The organism is Methylorubrum aminovorans (assembly GCF_022179725.1).
Lineage (GTDB): Bacteria > Pseudomonadota > Alphaproteobacteria > Rhizobiales > Beijerinckiaceae > Methylobacterium > Methylobacterium aminovorans.
The window spans coordinates 1-19,055 of sequence record NZ_BPRC01000019.1 but is presented as its reverse complement, the minus strand read 5'-3'; the positions used below and the strand labels follow the sequence as shown (position 1 = coordinate 19,055).

Here is a 19,055-nt window from a genome sequence, read left to right as displayed (position 1 = left end):
GCGGCGACCGGCCATGCCTCTCCCGAGAGGACGCGATCCTGCGCGCCCGCACGACGCGAGGTGCTCCCGTGTCTAAACTCATATCTGCACCCATCCCCGCCAAACCCAGGGTCCTCGTCTCCGACGCCTTGTCGGAGGCTGCCGTTCAGATCTTCCGCGATCGCAGTATCGAGGTCGATTTCCAGCCCGGCCTCGGCAAGGACAAGGAGGCGCTGGCGGCCGTCATCGGCCGGTATGACGGCCTTGCCATCCGCTCCGCCACCAAGGTGACGGGCAAGCTGCTGGGCCAGGCCACGCGGCTCAAGGCGATCGGCCGCGCCGGCATCGGCGTCGACAACGTCGATGTCCCGGCGGCGACCGCCAAGGGCGTGATCGTGATGAACACGCCGTTCGGCAACTCGATTACGACCGCCGAGCACGCCATCGCCCTGATGTTCGCGCTCGCCCGTCAGATCCCCGCCGCCGACGCTTCGACACAGGCCGGCAAGTGGGAGAAGAACCGCTTCATGGGCGTCGAGCTGACGGGGAAGACGCTCGGCGTCATCGGCTGCGGCAATGTCGGCGCCGTGGTCGCCGACCGGGCGATCGGGCTCAAGCTGAAGGTGATCGCCTACGATCCCTTCCTGACGCCGGAGCGCGCCGTCGAGATCGGCGTGGACAAGGTCGAACTCGACGAGTTGCTGGCGCGGGCCGACATCATCACGCTCCACGTGCCGCTCACCGACAAGACCCGCAACATCCTCTCGGCGGGAAACCTCGCCCGGACCAAGCGGGGCGTACGCATCATCAACTGCGCCCGCGGCGGCCTCGTGGACGAGGCGGCCCTACGCGCCGCGCTCGATTCCGGACACGTGGCGGGCGCAGCCCTCGATGTGTTCGTGACCGAGCCGGCGATCGAGAACCCGCTCTTCGGCCACCCGAACGTGATCTGTACGCCCCATCTCGGCGCCTCGACCTCCGAGGCGCAGGAGAACGTGGCGCTGCAGGTCGCCGAGCAGATGGCCGATTACCTGCTCACCGGCGCCATCACCAACGCCGTCAATTTCCCCTCGATCTCGGCTGAGGAGGCGCCCCGCCTCAAGCCCTTCGTCGCTCTGTGCGAAAAGCTCGGCTCGTTCCTGGGCCAGCTCACCGAGGCGCCGATCAAGGGCATCCGCATCACCTACGAGGGTGCGGTGGCCGCCATGAACACCCGTGCGCTGACCTCGGCGGCGGTGACCGGCGCACTGCGCCCGATCCTGCAGGAGGTGAACATGGTCTCGGCCCCGGTGATCGCGCGGGATCGCGGGATCGTCGTCGACGAGATCAAGCGCGAGGGCGGGGCCAGCGACTACGAATCGGTGGTGCGCATCGCAGTCGAGGCGGAGGACATGACGCGCGATGCGGCCGGCACCGTCTTCAACGACGGCAAGCCGCGGGTCATCGAGATCCGGGGCATCAACATCGACGCGCCCTTCGCGCCGCTGATGCTCTACGTGCGCAACCACGACAGGCCCGGCTTCGTCGGCCGGTTCGGATCGGTGCTCGGCGATGCCGGCGTCAATCTCGGGACCTTCGCGATGGGCCGCGAATCGAAGGGGGGTGCTGCCGTCGCCTTCGTCTCGGTGGATGCCGAGGTGTCCCCCGAGGTGCTGAGAGCGATCGAGGCCATCCCGCAGGTGAAGCGTGTACGCCCCGTCCGGTTCTGAGGCCGCCCCGGCCCCGGCGGAGGCAGCCCCCGCCCCTCCGCTCCCGAACGGCACGGCGCCGACGGCGCCGTCCGCCCTCCCCCCTGAGAATGAGGATCGCACGATGAGCTGCAAAGTCACCGTTCGCTGCGCCTGGGACGAGGCTGCCGGCGTTTTCTTCGTCCACGACTCGCCGGTTCCGGGCCTCGCGACCGAGGCACCGACCATGCCGGCCCTGCTGTGCAAGCTGCCCGGCATGATCCGCGACCTGCTCGGCCTCGATGACGGCGCCTATATCGACATCTACGTCGAGCGGGTGGCCCGCTGACCGACGCCCCAGGGCTATCGTTCGAAAGCGATCACCCTGGCCTTTTTGCTCGCCTCAATCGCCGGCGCCCGCCTCCGCGGGCTCAGGCTTTCGCTCCGCGCGGGGCGATGGGACGGCTTGACCGCCCCAGGCCATTCTGGCGACACACTCGCGGGATGAGACACCGGCCGACATCGCTTCGGCCGGCGACCATCGCGGCCGGATCGCCGCTCTCACGCGCGAGCACCCCATGAAGATCGACGGACGGCCCTATCGCACCATCTTCCCCGAAGCCGACGGACAGGCCGTCACGGTCATCGATCAGACCCGGCTGCCCTTCGCCTTCGAACTCAAGCGGCTGACGAGCCTTGATGACGCGGCTGTGGCGATCCGCACCATGGTGGTGCGCGGCGCGCCGCTGATTGGTGTCACCGCCGCCTACGGGCTGGCGCTGGCAATGCGGGTGGACGCGAGCGAAGCGGGGATCGAGCGGGCCTCCGCGACGCTCGCCGCCACGCGGCCGACCGCGATCAACCTGCGCTGGGCGCTCGACCGGATGGCCGCCCTGCTGCGCCGGGCGCCGGAGGCCGAGCGCGAGGCGCTCGCTTTCGCGGAAGCGGCAAGGATCGCCGATGAGGACGTCGCGAGCTGCCGCGCCATCGGTGAGCACGGGGCCGCAATCCTCTCCGAGATCGCCGCGAAGAAGGGCGGGCCGGTCAACGTGCTGACCCATTGCAACGCCGGCTGGCTCGCCACGGTCGATTGGGGGACGGCGCTGGCGCCGATCTACGTCGCGCACAATGCCGGCGTGCCTGTCCACGTCTTCGTGGACGAGACCCGGCCGCGCAACCAGGGCGCGGCGCTGACCGCCTTCGAACTCAACGCCCACGGCGTGCCGCACACCGTGATCGCCGACAATGCCGGCGGCCACCTGATGCAGCATGGGCAGGTCGACCTCTGCATCGTCGGCTCGGACCGCACCACGGCTTCGGGCGATGTCTGCAACAAGATCGGCACCTACCTGAAGGCGCTGGCAGCCACCGACAACCGCATTCCGTTCTACGCGGCCCTGCCCTTCTCGACGATCGACTGGACCCTGCACGACGGCGTGCGCGACATCCCGATCGAGGAGCGCGACGCCCGCGAGGTCACCCACCTCAGCGGCCGCACCGATGACGGCGCCTTCGCCACCGTTGCCGTGGTCTCGCCGGGCAGCCCGGTGGCCAATCCGGCCTTCGACGTGACGCCGGCCCGCCTCGTCACCGGCATCATCACCGAGCGCGGCGTCTGTGAGGCGAGCGAGGAGGGTCTGGCCGGGCTTTATCCGGAGCGGCGCAAGGCCGCCTGACGCGCGAACAGGGCCTCAATCCTTCAGCGGATCGTGGCCCCAGTTCATCAGCGAGAGGCGCCAGGGCGAATCCTTCATCTTGGACTTGTCCTCGGGTCCGCCCTGCTTGAGGTGGCGGTGCACGTATCCGACCACCTTCTTCATATGGGCATAGTCGTCGTCGCTGAGGTCGGCCTTCTTCTTGTGGAGGATCTCGACGATGCGGCGGCCCTCTTTGTGGCCGGTGGCCTCGCCGCCGTCCTTCTTCTGCCCGACCGACCGGCTTTCGTCGGATTCCAGGAATTTCTCCACGGCTGAGGCGGTCATGTTCACCGCATCCTTGAAGTCCTTCCAGATCGTCTCGTGATCGTCGGCCTGGGCCATGGCGCCTGTCGTCCTCCCGCTCTCGTCGGGGCGGCAACGGGCGCTTTTCAGGCGCGGTTCCGCTCTCACCCCGCCTGCGCGCTTGGGCCGCGTGCCCGGCCCGCGCTCAGCCGCCGCCAGCGGATCACAAGGGCGACCGAGACGACGAGAAGGCCGGCGCAGAAGCCCGCCCAGATGCCGCGCCCGCCCATCCCGGCGCCCCAGGCGAGCGCCGCGCCGAGCGGCACGCCGATGCCCCAATAGCCGAACAGCGCGATCAGCATCGGCACCTTGGTATCCTGCAGACCCCGCAGGGCGCCGAGCGCCACCGACTGCACGCCATCCGAGATCGCGAACAGGGCCGAGAAGATCAGGAAGCCGGCGGCCACGGGAAACACGCCCGCCGCGCCCGGCGCGTCGGCATCGAGGAACAGGCCGATCAGCGTGCGCGGCGCGAGGAGCTGCACCAGGGCGCAGGCCACCATGAAGCCGAAGCCGAGCCAGAGCGCGACCGCCCCCGCCCGGCGCAGGGCAGCCCGGTCGGCGGCGCCGTAGGCGCGCCCGACCCGCACGGTGGCCGCCTGCCCGATGCCGTTAGGCACCATGAAACAGGTCGCGGCGATCTGGAGCGTGATCGCGTGCGCGGCGAGCGGCACGGTCCCGAAGGTGCCCATTGCCACCGTGGCCGCCTCGAACAGGCCGGCCTCGGCGATCCCCGCCACGCCCATCGGCAGGCCGACCCGCACCACGCGGGCGAGGGGCTCGGTGTCGAACCGCCAGAGGCTGGCGAACATCCGGTGGCGGTGGAGGCGACGGTCGAGCCGGATCACCAACACCAGTGCGACGAGCGCCAGAAATTCGGTGAGCACGGTGCCGAGCGCCACACCGACGATGCCGAGATCCGGCGGACCGAAGGCGAGGAAGGCGCCGAGCGCGAGGTTGAGCGGCAGAGCGATCAGGCTCACTGCGAGCGGCGGTCCCGGCCGCTGCAGCGCAGCGAGCGCCCCCTTCAGCACCATGAAGGTGAGCGCCGGAAACATCCACCATTGCAGCACACGCATGTAGGAGCCGGCATCGCGCGCGACCGCGGGCTCCTGGTGCAGCAGCACCAGAAGATCCTCGGTGAACCAGAGCACCGGCATCAGCGCCAGGGTTACGAGGAAGCCGACCCACAGCCCCGCCCGAACCGTGCGCCGCACCGCGCCGGACGCCGCCCCCGCTTCCCGGCCGATCGCTTCCGCTACCAGGGGGGCCACGGACGAGGTGAGGCCGATGCCGCCGATGAACAGCAAGAGGTAAAGGCTTGTGGCGAGCGCGCCCGCGGCGATGGGCTCGGCGCCGAGGCGGCCGAGCAGCACCGCGTTCGAGGCCACCAACCCGTGCTGGGCGAGGTTGATGAGGACGAGCGGCGCCGAGAGCTTCAGCGTCGCGCGCAGCTCATCCCACCAGGGCGAGGCCGGCGGCCGATCGAGACCGGTCGCCGCGAGGCTCGGTGTGGACGTCACAGAACTCATCTACGCTGCTCAGGAGGCCGGAGCCGGCGCCCGGTCCCCCAGGAAACCGCCGGACTGGCGCCGCCACAGGTCGGCGTAGAGGCCGCCCCGGCGGATCAACTCGGCATGGGTGCCCTCCTCCACGATCCGCCCGTGATCAATCACGATCAGACGGTCGAGGGCGGCGATGGTCGAGAGCCGGTGGGCGATGGCGAGCACGGTCTTGTCGCCCATCAGCGTGTCGAGCGCCTCTTGGATCGCTGCCTCGACCTGGCTGTCCAGCGCGCTCGTCGCCTCGTCGAGGATCAGGATCGGCGCATCCTTGAGGATGACGCGGGCGATAGCGATGCGTTGGCGCTGGCCGCCCGACAGCTTCACCCCGCGCTCGCCGACATGGGCGTCGTAGCCGCGCCGGCCCTTGTGATCGACGAGGTCGAGGATGAAGTCGTGGGCATGCGCCAGCCGCGCCGCCTGCTCGATCTCGGCGTCGGTGGCGTCAGGCCGACCGTAGGCGATGTTGTCGCGGATCGAGCGGTGCAGCAGCGAGGTGTCCTGGCTCACCATGGCGATGGCCTCGCGCAGGGAATCCTGCGTCACCCCGGCGATGTCCTGCCCGTCGATCAGGATGCGCCCGCCCTCGACGTCGTGCAGGCGCAGGAGCAGCGCGGTGATCGTGCTCTTGCCGGCACCGCTGACACCGACGAGGCCGACCTTTTCGCCGGGGCGGATATGGAAGGACAGATCCTCGATGATGCTGGCGTCCCCCCGCCCGTAGTGGAAATCCACGTTCTCGAAGCGGATGTCGCCGCCGGTGACGTGGAGCGTCTTGGCCCCCGGCACGTCGGTCAGGCCGTGCGGCCGGGCAATGGTCTGCATGCTCTCCTGGATCACGCCGACATTCTCGAACACGCCGCGCACGGTCTGCATCACCCAGCCCGACATCGCCATCAGCCGCAGGATCAGCGCGAGGCCGGCAGACGCCTCGCCGGTCGTCATCCCGCCACGCTGCCACAGGGCGAAGCACACGGCTGCGGTAGCGAACAGGAGCAGGCTGTTGAGAGCCGCGAGCAGGCTCGTCGTCAGTGTGGTGAGCCGGAACTGGTGCAAATACGCCTTCGTATGGGTCTCGACCGCGTCGCGCACGGCGGCGCGTTCCTCTCGGTCGCGGGCGAACAGCTTCACGGTCATGATGTTGGTGTAGCTGTCGACCACCCGGCCGATCAGGGTCGAGCGGGTCTCCGCGGTCAGGTGCGAGCGCTTGCGGGCGCGCGGCACGAACCACGCCGTCAGGGCCGCGTAGGCCGCGACCCAGACCACGACGGGAAGCGCCAGCCACGCCGAGATCGAGGAGAACAGCCCGATCGCGGTGACGGCGTAGATCGCCACGTAGAGCAGGGTGTCGATGAACACGACGGCGAGTTCGCGCACCGCCGGCCCGACCTGCACGGTGCGGTTGGCGAGCCGCCCGGCGAAATCCGCCTGGAAGTACGAGAGCGAGTGGCCGAGCGTGTAGAGGTGGGTGCGCCAGCGGATCTGGTTGGTCGATTGCGGCACGATGAGCTGGTTCGAGGCCAACTCATGCAGGAAGGCCGCCAGCGGGCGCACCACGAGCAGCAGCAGCGCTGCGAGCGTCAGCGGCACCGCGTTATCGGAGAGCACGGTCGTGCGGTCGGCCGCGCTCATCAGGTCGATGAACCAGCGCAGCAAGAGGTAGAGCGAGGCCTCGATGCCGCCGGCCACCACCGCGATGACGAACAGCACCACGAGCGCGGCGCGGATCGGCCGCAGGTAGAAGCCGGCGAAGCCCAGAACGGTCTTCGGCGGCATGCGCCGGTCGTCGAAGGGCGCGAACGGATCGATGCGGCGCTCGAGCCAATCGAGGAACATGATGCGGAGGAACCGAGTGAGAAATGAGAGGCTCAGGTAAGCCTCCTTGACGCCGGGCCAACCCCGCGCTCATCAACCCTGCCCCGATGCCGCAGGCAGGACCCTGCCCCGCCGCCCCGCTCTGCCGATGCTTCACCTCGCCCTCTACCAGCCGGACATCCCGCAGAACACCGGCACCATGCTCCGCATGGCGGCCTGCCTCGGCGTCGCCGTCGAGATCATCGAACCGGCCGGCTTCGACGTGTCCGACCGGAATTTGCGCCGCTCGGGGATGGACTATCTCGACCACGTGGCGATCACCCGCCACCGGTCCTGGGACTCGTTCCAGGCATGGCGTGAGGCGGCCGGCTGCCGCCTCGTGCTCGCGACCACCGCCGGCTCGGTGCCGTACACGCAGCACGCCTTCCGCGACGGCGACTGCGTGCTGATGGGGCGTGAATCGGCCGGCGTTCCGGAGGCGGTGCACGCGGCGGCCGAGGCCCGGGTGGTGGTGCCGATCCGGCCGGGCCTGCGCTCGCTCAACGTCGCGGTCTGCGCCGCGATGATCCTGGGTGAGGCAATCCGGCAGACGGGGTAGGGTCGATCGCCGCTGTGCCAGCCTCGACGGATCAGTCTGCGCGCGCTCGCGTGCCGTGACCGGCCGCCGGCTCAGTTCGAATGCACGGCCCGCTCGGACTGCTGCGCCCGCGTCTGCTTCTGACGATGCGCGACATCGGAAGACGGCACGGACAGCGCCGCTTGGTTCAGGGTGACCTTGACGTCGATCGTGAACAGGACGGCATCGGTCGTATCGCTCGCCGTGAGCTGCCACGTGTCACCGAAGCCGACGGACGAGGCCGCCTCTCTCAAGAGTTCTCCGGCATAGCGAATGGCGGCACGACGGGCCGCATCGAGATCCGGCAGGTCCGTTCCCTCTTCATCCCATAATTCCAGATCGTCATTGGTATTGAAGAAGAACCTGGGCATCTCTGGCTCCTGAGAGAGCGTCACCCGAGTGTGCACTCGGAACGTTGACGGCCAGCCGGATCGCCGAACCTGCGCACGCGGACACCGCTTCAGTTGAATTAGCTATTCGATAGGTAATAATCCTGTCAATCGTTTAATGGCGGGTAAAACTGCTGTATTCGCGAAAATAATACTGTTTCGCATTTCCGCTATCGCGGCAGTCCACTCAGCGCAGCATATCCCGTCGCGTTTCCCGCGGCGTGCAGCCGAAGCGGCGCCGATAACGTTGCGCGAAGTCGCTCATATGCGCGAAGCCCCATCGGCGGCTCAGCTCCGCGATCGAAACATCCCGCTGCGCCTCGCTGCAGAGATCGCGGTGAACCTGCTGCAGACGACGCTCGATGATGAATTCGACCGGTGTCACGCCCAACTCCCGCTTGAACGACATCTGCAACATCCGGACACTCACCCCCACCTCGGCCGCGACATCTGCCAACCGGAACGGCGTCGCCAGATGAGCCCCGATGTATTCGACCGCGCGGTGAACGTGAGACGCCGAGAGACTGCCGGGCGAAGGCAGTTCGGCAACCGGCGCCCGCGGCCACACACTCAGCATTTGGTAGGAAACGATCTCTTCCAGCAGCGGAAAGAACAGATCGTCGACCGTACGCACATCGCGCAGCCGGATCTGCATCTGCTCCAGCGACAGCAAGAGCGCACGCATCCCCAAACCGTCGATTGAGGTGAGCGGCTCCAGCGCGGGAAGCGGGCGATCCACTTTTCCCTCCAGAGCGTGGTAGCTCGACAGAAGCGATGCGCGCGCGATGGTGCTGCTGATGGCCGTGAAACCCGACGAGGCCTCGCCGCTTCGCATATCCTCCAGTGCGCTGAACGTTGCGTAGCCTTGAGTGACCACCTGCTCCCCGCGCACGTTTCGGCGGATCATCTGGCCGCCGGTGACGAAGCGGATGGTGAACAGATCGGCTTCCAGCGTGGGAACGGTCAGGAAGCCCGTGGCGGACTGGGTGAGCCAAAGGCTCATGGTCGGGCTCTGTCCGCCCTCCACCCGGACCTGAGGGGTTGCGCGGGAGACGGGATAGAAGTTCACGGCGAGCCCGCCGTCGTCGTTCAGGCGCTCGAACTCGCGCACGGATTGCAGTTGATGCGCGAAGAACCGTTGTGGCCGCCAGACCGATTGAACGTCTCGGGCCCCGGGCTGTCGGCTTTTGCTATCGGGCATCGGAACAGATCGCGGATACGGATGATGGCTTCAGTGCCATAAATGGACACGCAGGATGAGATGCCGCCCGAAGACCACCCAGCGGGCATGGCGAGTCAATAACAAGTTCGCCGTGGACACCCAAGACATCGATGACAGATTTTGGCAGAGAAGCACTGGTTTCACCGCGATCCTTCATCGACCATTCTTGACGTGATGGCGACGGCCGGGAGACCATCATCCAACGATCGCGCGAATCCTAGGGTTCATTTGCCGGCCGAGATGCGCAAGCCGATGACAGGAGGCGTGTGCGACCTCACACCTCGCCTGCGCAAACGCCGAGGATCGTCACATCCGATGCGTGCATTGTCGTTGAAAACACCAATTCGGTGTTTTACCGTCGAGCCGTGACGCGCTCAGGAATCCTTCCCTCTCGTCTGACGTACCGGCTTCTGCCCGAGCCGGCCGATCTCGATGCGGTCCGGTCCCTGCTCGCGGCCTATCGGCGGATGCTCGTCATCCTCGAAGAGATCCGCCGGGAGCACGGCCTGCGGGCCAATGTCGTCGCCCTGATCGAGCACGGCTACCAGCGCGCGCGCGACGAGACCGGGCTGCCGGCCCGCCTCGTAACCCTCGGCATCCGTGATTTCGCCCAGCGCCCCGCCGGGTTCGACCCTGAGGGCGTCACGTCGATGCCGCTCGACGACAAGCTGTTCAGCGTGAAGGGCGCCGCCGAGATCGCGCTCACCACACTCTGCGGGCGTCGCACGATGCCCTACCGCGTCGAGGGCTATGACGGCCCCTGGCGCGACCTCTCCAGCGCCCGCCTCACGGTCGCGGGCGACACGCTCACCATCCAGGTGGGCGTCTCCGTCACCGCCCCGAAAGAGGAGACCCGCATGCCCGAGAACATTCTGACCCGCGTCGGCCGGATCATCGGCGGCCTGTCGAACGCCGCCATCGACGCGGTCGAGGACCGCAATCCCCTCGCGGTCGCCGAGCAGGCCCTGCGCGAGATCGACGCCGTGATCCACGAGGCCCGGCTCGATCTCGGCAAGATCAAGGCCGAGGAGCACCGTCTCACCGCCCGCCGCAGCCAACTCGACGGGGAGCTCTCGGCCTTGCCCGAGAAGCTGTCGCTGGCGCTCGCCGGCGGACGCGAGGATCTGGCGCGGGCGGGCATCAGCCGGCAGCTCGATCTGGAGAGCCAGATCGAGGCGATCGATTCGAGCCTCGCCGAAGTCGCCGAGCGGCACGGAGCCGCCACCAAGGCGATGCAGGCGGCCCAGGCCGCCCGTCGCGACGCCGAGCATCGGATCGCCTTGCTGCGACAGCCTCCGACGAAGGCGGCCGACCCGCTCGACGGCTACGGCCGCGAGGAGGTGACGCGCACCCGCCAGCTCGAACAATCGCTGCGGGCGATCGACCGGGTGACCGGCACGGCCTCGGCGGTTGCCGATCCCTCGGTCGAGGAACTCGACCGGCTCCACCGGGACGACGCCATCGAGCGGCGGCTCGCCGCGCTGAAGCAGGGCCGGCCTTCGTGAGCGCGCTGGTCGGCCCCGCCCTGTTCCCCTTCACCCTGGCCGCAGTGGTGATGACCGGCCTCGTCGTCGTGGAGGTTTTGTCGCTCCTCGTCGGCCATTCCCTCTCCGGGCTGGTGGACAATGCCCTCGGCCACGAGGCGGGGGGCGGCGGCGACCTCGCCACCGCGGCGGATGCGGACGGCGCGTTCTCCCCGGCCGCGCTGATGTCGTGGATCAATCTTGGCCGCGTGCCCTTCCTGATCCTGCTGATCCTGGCGCTGGCCGTCTTCGCGCTGGCGGGCTTCCTCGTGCAGGGGCTCGCCGCCGCCCTCGTCGCGCCCCTGCCCGCCCTCCTGGCGGTTCCGGTGGCCGGCGCGGCGACGCTCCCGGCCCTTCGCGTCTCGACTCGTGCCATCGCCGGTTTGATCCCGCGGGACGAGACCTACGTCGTCACCGCCGACGATCTGGTCGGTGCCACCGCCGAGGTTACCCTCGGCCCCCTCGACGAGGGCCTGCCGGGCCAGGTCCGCGCGGTGGACCGCCACGGCAACACCCACTTCCTGCGCGCCCGCGCCGCCCCCGGCGCGCCGGCCATGGCCACGGGCGCCCGCGTCCTCCTCGTGGACCGGATCGAGGCGGTCTTCGTCGCGGTGCCCGCCACCCCTGATCTCTGAACGCCCTCCCCCAGCCGAACCCTTAACCGAGCCCCTAACCGAGCCCTTGGCCGAAAGGATCGCACGCGATGGACATGGTCAGTTCCGGCATCGTCAACCTGCTGGTCATCGCCGGCATCATCGTCGTGGCTTTGCTCGGCATCGGCTTCGTGTTCAGCCGGCTCTACCGGCGCACGACGCGGGATACCGCCTTCGTCCGCACGGGTCTGGGCGGGCGCAAGGTCGTGGTCGATGGCGGCGCGGTGCTGCTGCCCGTCTTCCACTCGATCGCCATGGTCAACCTCAACACGCTCCGGCTCGAAGTGAAGCGCTCCGGCAACGAGTCGCTCATCACCAAGGACCGGCTGCGGGCCGACATCACCGTCGAGTTCTATGTCCGGGTCGAGCCCAAGGAGGAATCGATCGCGCTCGCCGCCCAGACGCTGGGCGACCGCACCAATGACGCCATGCTCTTGCGCGAGCTGATCGAGGCGAAGTTCGTCGATGCCCTGCGCGCGGTCGCCGCCGGCATGACCCTGCCCGACCTCCAGGAGAAGCGCGCCGCCTTCGTCAAGGGCGTGCAGGAGGCGGTCTCGGGCGATCTGCGCCACAACGGCCTCGAACTCGAATCCGCCTCGCTGACCCGCCTCGACCAGACCTCGATCGAGCATTTCAACCCCGACAACTCGTTCGACGCGGAAGGCTTGGCGCGGCTCAAGGAGATCACCGAGCAGCGCCGCAAGGAGCGCAACGCCACCGAGCGCGATGCCGAGGTGGCGGTGGCCGAGAAGGACCGCGAGACCGCGCTCAAGCAACTGGAGATCAAGCGCACCACCCGCGAGGCCGAACTCGCCCAGGAGCGCGATATCGCCAACAAGACCGCCGAGACCCGCGCCGAGACCGCCCAGGCCGAGCAGCGCGCCCAGCAGAGCGAGGAGACCGCACGGATCGAGCGCGAGCAGGCGGTGCGCCTGCGCGAGGCCGAGGCACGCAAGAACTCGGAGGGCGCGCGGATCGAGGCGGATCTCGCCATCGCCCAGCGCAACGCGGAGGCCGAGCGCGAGCGCCAGCTCGTGCTGCAGGACAACGCCATAAAGATCGCCGAGCGCTCGCAGCGCGAATCCGAGGCGCGCGCCGCCGCCAAGGCCGCCGAGGCTCTGGCGGTCGCCGCCGAGGAGCGCGTCGCCACCGCCAAGGCCAAGGAGATCGCCGAGCGCGAGCGCGAGATCGCGGTCATCGCCGCCAAGCGCGAGGCGGAGCGGGAGGCGACCGGCGTCACCGTCACGGCGGAGGCCGAGCGGCGCGCGGCCGAGGACCGGGCCAACGCCATCACCACGCTCGCCGAGGCCGAGGCGACGGCCGCCTCCTCCAAGGCAGAGGCCATCGCCAAGCTCGGCCAGGCCGAGGCCGAGCGCGAGCGGGTGATGAACGAGGCCCGCAACGCCCTCTCACCCGAGGCCCGTGCCTTCGAGACCGGGCTGAAGCGCCTCGGCATCATCCCGGATGCCCTGCGCGAGAGCATGCGGGCGGTGGAGAAGATCGACTCGATCCGCATCTTCGACGCGGGCGGGATGCTGGGCGGCGGCAACGGCGCGGGCGGCGTCTCGGCGAGCCTCGGCGACAGCCTGTCGGGCCACCTGCTCCGCTACCAGTACAACAGCCCAATCCTCGGGGCGATTCTGAACGAGGCGGGGTTTTCCGAGGGCAAGGGCAGCCTCGACGCGCTGGTCGGCGGACTTCGGAACGGCGCGGCCAAGCCCCTCGCCGACGGACACGCCAAAGCCGCGGAGACCCTCTCCGGCGCTTGAAGCGGACCGGACGGGACACCGCATCGACCGAGGGCGGGGGGACATCGAGCCCTCCCCAATCGTGCCTCGAATTGACGGATCGTGGCCCGGATGGGAAAGCCTAGAGCCATGAGCGATGCGACAGCCGCCCCGAATTCTGCCCCTCTGCCATCCCCCGACGACCTCGCCGCGCTGAAGAGCGAGGCGGGCGCGTGGTTCGCCACCCTGCGCGACCGCATCGTCGCCGCGCTGGAGACGCTGGAGGACGAGGCGACCGGTCCGTTCCACCCGGACGCGCCGAAGGCGGCGGGCCGGTTCGAAAAGACGCCCTGGCAGCGCACGGACCATAGCGGCGTGCCGGGCGGCGGCGGCGTGATGGCGATGCTGAAGGGTCGCGTCTTCGAGAAGGCCGGCGTCCATATCTCGACCGTACACGGCGAGTTCGCCCCGGAATTCCGGGCGCAGATGCCGGGCGCGGCCGAAGACCCGCGCTTCTTCGCCACCGGCATCTCGCTGATCGTCCACCCCTGGAACCCGAACGTTCCGACGGTGCACATGAACACCCGTTTCGTCGTGACGACCAAGGCGTGGTTCGGCGGCGGCGCCGACCTCACCCCCGTGCTCGACCGGCGTCGGACGCAAGAGGATCCCGACACGCAGTTCTTCCATGCTTGCCTGCGCGAGGCCTGCGAGCGGCATGCGCCAGCCGCGAACTACGAGCGGTACAAGGCGTGGTGCGACGAGTACTTCCACCTCAAGCACCGCAACGAGCCCCGCGGCATCGGCGGCATATTTTACGACTATCACTGGACCGGCGATCCGCAGGCCGACCTGGCCTATACCCGCGAGGTCGGGCAGGCGTTTCTCAAGGCCTACCCGGAGATCGTCCGGCGCAACCTCGCGCAAGCCTGGACCGAGGCCGACCGGGAGGAGCAGCAGGTGCGGCGCGGGCGCTACGTCGAGTTCAACCTGCTCTACGACCGCGGCACCATCTTCGGCCTGAAGACCGGCGGCAACGTCGCCTCGATCCTCTCCTCCCTGCCGCCGACGGTGCGCTGGCCCTGACGTCACGGCCGGTCCCAAACCCAACCGACTCGTCTATGACGTGACGCCATGGCCGAGTCCGTTCCCACCCAGTTCGCCCCGCAGCAGGACGCGGCGCTCAAAGCCATCGCCCGCTGGCGCAAGGAGGGCGGTGCCCAAGTGTTTCGCCTGTTCGGCTATGCCGGCACCGGCAAGACCACGCTGGCCCGCCGCATCGCCGACGACATCGAGGGTCCGGTTGTCTACGGCGCCTTTACCGGCAAGGCGGCCTCCGTCATGCGCCAGAAGGGCTGCCACGACGCCGCAACGATCCACTCGCTGATCTACCGCACCAAGGAGGGCGACGAGGGCGGCCCGACCTTCAGCCTCAACCGCTCGGGACCGGCGGCCAAGGCCGACCTCATCGTCATCGACGAGTGCTCGATGGTCGACTCCGACCTCGGCCACGACCTCCTCTCCTTCGACAAGCCGGTGCTGGTGCTGGGTGATCCCGCGCAGTTGCCGCCCGTGCGCGGCGGTGGCTTCTTCACCGAGGCCGAGCCCGACGTGATGCTCACCGACGTCCACCGTCAGGCCGCCGACGACCCGATCGTGCGCATGGCGATGACGATCCGCGAGGGCGGGCGGCTGGAGGTCGGGGAGTACGGCGCGAGCCGAGTGATCCGCCGCCGCGACATCGACCCCGCGCAAGTGCTCGACTGCGATCAGGTCCTGGTCGGCCTCAACCGCACGCGCCGCCTCTACAACAACCGCCTGCGGGAGCTCGCCGGCCACACCGACCCGATGCCGTCGGTCGGCGAGAAGCTCGTCTGCCTGCGCAACGACCGCACCAAGGGCCTGCTCAACGGCTCGACTTGGACGGTGCAGGCGCTCCGCGCCCCGCCCCGCCCCGACACGATCCGCCTCGACGTCGTGCCCGAGGACGACCCGGCCGTGCGCCGCCGCGCCGTGGACATCAAGGTGCTGCGGCAGGTGATCGAGGGGTCGGAGGAGGAGATTCCGCTCTTCCTGCGCCGCGAGACCGACGAGTTCACCTACGGCTACGCGCTCACCGTGCACAAGGCGCAGGGGTCGCAATGGGACAAGGTCGTGCTGTTCGACGAATCCTATGCCTTTCGCGAGCACCGGGCACGGTGGCTCTATACCGGCCTGACGCGGGCGGCGCAGGCGATCACCGTGGTGGTGTGAGTCCCACCGACAAGCGTTTCGATGTCGCGCATCCCCTCCCCCCGTCTGCGGGATAGGGGATGCGATCAGCCCCGCTTCGGATCTTTCAAAAAATCCGACGCACGACGTGCGAAGATCAGGAACGCCATTCTCCGCATGACCCGCGGAGAATGGCTCGCCCTCAGCCCGCCGCTCGCGCCTCCACCGCTGCAAGCAGAGTGCAGAGCGCCACCGCCTCCGCCGCCTTGCGCACCGCATCGAGCTTCGGGAAGGTCGGCGCGATCCGCAGCGTGCGGTCGTGCGGATCCTTTCCGTAGGGGTGCGTCGCGCCGGCCGGGGTCAGCGCGATGCCCGCCTCGCCCGCGAGCCGGACCACCTGCGAGGCGGTGCCGTCGGCGACGTCGAGCGTGATGAAGTAGCCGCCGAGCGGCTGGCTCCAGCGGGCGACCTCCCACCCGTCGAGACGGGCCGCGAAGGCCTCCTGCACCGCCGCGAATTTGGGGGCAATCAGGGCGCGATGACGCTCCATATGCGCCGTGATCCCGGCGGCGTCGCGCAGGAAACGGACGTGGCGCAGCTGGTTGAGCTTGTCCGGTCCGATGCTGCGCCGCCCGGCCTGGGCGAGGTACCACTTCACGTTGGCCGGCGAAGAGGCCAGCATGGCGAGGCCGGCGCCGGCCAGCGTCACCTTCGAGGTCGAGGCGAACACGATCGGTCGGTCGGGATGGCCCGCCGCAGCACAGGCCTCCAGGATATTGACGAGCGCGGGCCGGGCCTCGGTGAGGTGATGCACCGCGTAGGCGTTGTCCCACAAGATGCGGAAATCGGGCGCGGCGGCCTTGAGGGACGAGAGCAGCCGTACGGTCTCGTCGGAATAGGTCTCGCCGCTCGGATTCGAATATTGCGGCACGCACCAGATGCCCTTGACCGACGGGTCGGCGGCCGCGCGCTCGACGGCATCCATGTCCGGCCCCTCCCCCGTCATCGGAATCGGGATCATGCGGATGCCGAATCCCTCGCACAGGGCGAAGTGGCGGTCGTAACCCGGAACGGGGCAGAGGATCGTGATCGGCTCCTGCTTCGACCAAGGCCCTTCGCCGCCGGGCACGCCCTTCAGCAGGGCGTAGACGAGCACGTCGTGCATCAGCGCGAGGCTCGAATTGTTGGCGATGACGATCTGCTCCGGCGTGGCGCCGAGCACGGGCGCGAACAGGGCGCGGGTCTCGGACAAGCCCTGAAGGTTGCCGTAGTTGCGCGCATCGGTGCCATCTTCGGCGGTCGTATCGCGGTTGCCGGGCAGCGCCAGCATCTCGGCGGCGAGATCGAGCTGATCCGAGGCAGGCTTGCCGCGGGTCATGTCGAGCTTCAGGCCCTGCGCTTTCAGCGCCTCGTACTCGCCGCGCAGGCGAGAGCGCAGCTCCGTCAGAGCCTCGGATGACAGGGTGGAGAGCGACGGCATCGGATTCCTCTTGGCTCGGATTCCTCGGGGCAGAGCCGAGCCAGGGTTCGAGCCCGCGGCGCCGCTCGGGTCAAGATCGCTCGGACGGAAAGACGTGGGCTGCACCGAAGTCAGCGGGTCACACTGTGACACATCTGTCACGAGCCCCGATGCGAGGTGACCAAACTCCTAACGCGTGTTCCACCCCGAGCTTAGCCTTAACGCGCCGTTAACCATTCCAACCAAAAAGCTAAGACCGTCAAATGTTGGAGGAAGCGGCAAGCGAGACGCGTCGAGCACCAGCCGACCCGCTCTTGAGGCCGCCATCCGACAGCATTCGGCAACCCTATTCACAACTCGAACGGCCATGGCGGCGCGCGAAGGATTTTCGCGCGGGACGCAATGACCTCGCACATCTTCGAGCACTGACGATGTATATCGTTGTCGACGAGCGGCAGAGCGTCACCGACCACTACGTTGCCGGCTTCGGCGCCGAGGGCGTGAAGGCGCAGGGTCTGGCCATCGGTTCGATGAGGGGCTGGCTCGACGCCGCTCCCCGGATCGATGTCGAGGCGATCGACGGCTTCCTGATCGGCGACTGCGCCGACCGCGCCTCCTGCACGGTGGCGATCCGCTCGCTCAGCCGGGCGCCGATCATCGCACTCAACGAGACGCGCTCCCTGGAGCAGACCCTGGCGCTGTTCACCGCCGGCATCGACGACGTGGTGCGCAAGCCCGTCCATGTCCGCGAGATCATCGCTCGCGCCACCGCAATCCGGCGCCGGACCGGCCGCGGCGTCGAGCCGGCCCCCGCCCCCGACCGGGCCGGGCGCCTCAAGGTCTACACCGACGGCCGCGACCCGGAGATCGATGGCGCCTGCCTGATCCTGCCCCGACGCGAGCGGCACATCCTCGAATATCTCTCGAAGAACCGCGGCCGGCAGGTGACGAAGGGTCAGATCTTCACGGCCGTCTACGGCGACCTCGACACCAGCGTCGAGGAGAGCGTGGTGGAGGGCCATATCAGCAAGCTGCGCAAGAAGCTGCGGATGCGGCTGGGCTACGACCCGATCGAGGCCAAGCGGATGGCGGGCTACACCTTCGTCGGCTGACGATCCCGCACGAAGCCCTCAGATGAAGAAAAGGCCGCGCTCGATGTGAGCGCGGCCTTTTTGCGTGTCCGGTTGGGCCCGCCCGCGAGGGACGGGCCCGCCTTTCGGCTTAGAGGAACAGGGACAGGACGGTCTTGGCTGCCGGAGTTGGCGATCGAGAGCGCCTGGACCGCGAGCTGCTGCTGGGTCTGGAGCGCCTTCAGCTTGGTCGACTCCTCCTCGATATCGGCATCGACCAGGATACCGATGGTGCGGTCGTTGGCCTTCATCAGCGTGTCGACGAAGGCCTTCTGGCCGTCAATCTGAGTCTTGTTGGCGCCGAGCTTGGTGCCGGCATCCGTCACCTTGGCGATCGCCTTCTCGACCTGGGTGATAACAGCGCTGAGCGTCGCATCACCGGTGGTGCCGACAAGGTTCGCGATGTTGATCGTGGCGATGGAGAAGCCGGTGCCCTCGACCGTGTCGAGGATGCCCTTTCCGGCCGTGGTGCCCGCCGCCGAGCCCTTGCCGACCCGCGCATCGGTGGCCGCTGTGCCGGTGCCGAAACCGACATCGACCAGGGTGTTGCCAGTCGAGACCGTGTTGTTCTGAATCGTGACCGAAGCCGCGGCGCCGGGCGTGGCGGTCTTGAAGGTCAGGCGGCCCGCGGTGTCGACCGAAGCGGTCACCTTGCCAGCGAGCGGCGTGGTGGCGGTGTCGGCGGCGCTCTGGTTGTTGATTGCGTCGAGGAACTCCTGCGTCGTCACCTTCGGTCAGATTAGCGGCGGCCGAGGCCATCGTCGTCTTGTTGATCAGGATGTCAGCGGTGAAGCCGCCGTCCAGCAACAGGTTGAAGCTGACTTCGTTGGTGCCACTAAGAGCCCGTCTGATAAGGGTTGAGTTTGGGGTTGAGTGGCCGGGATGGCGATGCTTCCAGAAGGGTGCTGAAGCCTGACCTGGAAGTGCCATGTGGACCCCGACCACCCGGCGGCAGCATAGCCGCTCGGGCCTGCGCTACGAAACCGACCTGACGGATGCCGAATGGGCTGTGGTCGAGCCGCTGATGCCCAAGCCTGCACCGTGCGGGCGTCCGCCGGTCTGGACGATGCGGGAGATCCTGCACGCGATCTTCTACGTGCTG

The 19,055-nt window shown here is 68.5% G+C and carries 18 protein-coding genes; 11 read left to right on the top strand and 7 right to left on the bottom strand.

Translation table 11 applies throughout. The features are described from left to right. Positions 1–68 precede the first annotated feature (68 nt). From serA to mtnA, 3 genes are all read left to right on the top strand, one after another. Positions 69–1,688: a phosphoglycerate dehydrogenase gene (serA, locus tag MFF24_RS20540; protein WP_373322727.1), complete on the top strand. Its 1,620-nt coding sequence runs from the start codon at positions 69–71 to the stop codon at positions 1,686–1,688. Between the two features lie 103 nt (positions 1,689–1,791). Continuing rightward, the gene (locus tag MFF24_RS20535; RefSeq protein ID WP_108938702.1) at positions 1,792–1,995 is read left to right on the top strand and encodes a DUF1902 domain-containing protein; all 204 of its coding nucleotides are present in this window, start codon (positions 1,792–1,794) and stop codon (positions 1,993–1,995) included. Positions 1,996–2,224: 229 nt separating this feature from the next. Then, entirely contained in the window at positions 2,225–3,322 is a 1,098-nt protein-coding gene (gene mtnA, locus MFF24_RS20530; RefSeq protein ID WP_238226912.1) for an S-methyl-5-thioribose-1-phosphate isomerase, read from the top strand. 15 nt (positions 3,323–3,337) lie between these two features. Here mtnA and MFF24_RS20525 read toward each other — a convergent pair whose 3' ends face one another. The 3 genes from MFF24_RS20525 to MFF24_RS20515 form a co-directional block, all read right to left on the bottom strand. Further along, entirely contained in the window at positions 3,338–3,685 is a 348-nt protein-coding gene (locus MFF24_RS20525) for a DUF3140 domain-containing protein (RefSeq protein ID WP_238226903.1), read from the bottom strand. A 65-nt stretch (positions 3,686–3,750) separates the two neighbouring features. After that, the gene (locus tag MFF24_RS20520) at positions 3,751–5,169 is read right to left on the bottom strand and encodes an MATE family efflux transporter (RefSeq protein WP_238227129.1); all 1,419 of its coding nucleotides are present in this window, start codon (positions 5,167–5,169) and stop codon (positions 3,751–3,753) included. An 18-nt stretch (positions 5,170–5,187) separates the two neighbouring features. Further along, positions 5,188–7,044, bottom strand: coding sequence for an ABC transporter ATP-binding protein (locus MFF24_RS20515; protein WP_238226894.1), 1,857 nt, complete (start codon positions 7,042–7,044; stop codon positions 5,188–5,190). Positions 7,045–7,171: 127 nt separating this feature from the next. Here MFF24_RS20515 and MFF24_RS20510 point away from each other — a divergent pair, with 127 nt between their 5' ends. Further along, positions 7,172–7,621, top strand: a complete 450-nt coding sequence (locus MFF24_RS20510) for a tRNA (cytidine(34)-2'-O)-methyltransferase (RefSeq protein WP_238226891.1) — start codon at positions 7,172–7,174, stop codon at positions 7,619–7,621. A gap of 71 nt (positions 7,622–7,692) precedes the next feature. On the opposite strand, the gene MFF24_RS20505 is transcribed toward MFF24_RS20510, so the two are convergent. After that, positions 7,693–8,010, bottom strand: coding sequence for a DUF6894 family protein (locus MFF24_RS20505; RefSeq protein ID WP_166058401.1), 318 nt, complete (start codon positions 8,008–8,010; stop codon positions 7,693–7,695). Between the two features lie 205 nt (positions 8,011–8,215). Next, complete coding sequence (locus MFF24_RS20500) at positions 8,216–9,229, bottom strand: helix-turn-helix transcriptional regulator (protein ID WP_238226883.1); 1,014 nt, start codon at positions 9,227–9,229, stop codon at positions 8,216–8,218. A gap of 386 nt (positions 9,230–9,615) precedes the next feature. Here MFF24_RS20500 and MFF24_RS20495 point away from each other — a divergent pair, with 386 nt between their 5' ends. From MFF24_RS20495 to MFF24_RS20475, 5 genes are all read left to right on the top strand, one after another. Next, positions 9,616–10,755 carry a PspA/IM30 family protein gene (locus MFF24_RS20495; protein ID WP_108938710.1) on the top strand — a complete coding sequence of 380 codons (1,140 nt, stop codon included), beginning with the start codon at positions 9,616–9,618 and terminating at the stop codon, positions 10,753–10,755. Continuing rightward, complete coding sequence (locus MFF24_RS20490; RefSeq protein WP_283214529.1) at positions 10,752–11,408, top strand: OB-fold-containig protein; 657 nt, start codon at positions 10,752–10,754, stop codon at positions 11,406–11,408. Before MFF24_RS20495 ends, MFF24_RS20490 begins: the two co-directional genes overlap by 4 nt. Positions 11,409–11,476: 68 nt before the next feature. Further along, the gene (locus tag MFF24_RS20485; protein ID WP_238226881.1) at positions 11,477–13,195 is read left to right on the top strand and encodes a flotillin family protein; all 1,719 of its coding nucleotides are present in this window, start codon (positions 11,477–11,479) and stop codon (positions 13,193–13,195) included. Between the two features lie 108 nt (positions 13,196–13,303). Then, positions 13,304–14,239: an oxygen-dependent coproporphyrinogen oxidase gene (gene hemF / locus MFF24_RS20480; protein WP_238226873.1), complete on the top strand. Its 936-nt coding sequence runs from the start codon at positions 13,304–13,306 to the stop codon at positions 14,237–14,239. 48 nt (positions 14,240–14,287) lie between these two features. Then, positions 14,288–15,406, top strand: coding sequence for an ATP-dependent DNA helicase (locus MFF24_RS20475; protein ID WP_238226858.1), 1,119 nt, complete (start codon positions 14,288–14,290; stop codon positions 15,404–15,406). Positions 15,407–15,566: 160 nt separating this feature from the next. Here the strand turns inward: MFF24_RS20475 and MFF24_RS20470 are convergent, their stop codons facing one another. Further along, positions 15,567–16,844 carry an aspartate aminotransferase type Ic gene (locus tag MFF24_RS20470; protein ID WP_238226856.1) on the bottom strand — a complete coding sequence of 426 codons (1,278 nt, stop codon included), beginning with the start codon at positions 16,842–16,844 and terminating at the stop codon, positions 15,567–15,569. 410 nt (positions 16,845–17,254) lie between these two features. Here MFF24_RS20470 and MFF24_RS20465 point away from each other — a divergent pair, with 410 nt between their 5' ends. Beyond that, on the top strand, positions 17,255–17,935 hold the full coding sequence (locus tag MFF24_RS20465; RefSeq protein WP_238226854.1) for a response regulator transcription factor: 681 nt from the start codon (positions 17,255–17,257) through the stop codon (positions 17,933–17,935). Here the strand turns inward: MFF24_RS20465 and MFF24_RS28875 are convergent. Then, positions 17,917–18,681 (bottom strand): flagellin, encoded by a 765-nt coding sequence (locus MFF24_RS28875; protein ID WP_283214528.1) that lies wholly within the window; start codon positions 18,679–18,681, stop codon positions 17,917–17,919. The two genes, MFF24_RS20465 and MFF24_RS28875, sit on opposite strands and share 19 nt — an antisense overlap. 200 nt (positions 18,682–18,881) lie before the next feature. Here MFF24_RS28875 and MFF24_RS20455 point away from each other — a divergent pair. Further along, positions 18,882–19,055: transposase (locus MFF24_RS20455; RefSeq protein WP_238227116.1), on the top strand; the 174-nt coding region annotated here is incomplete at its 3' end.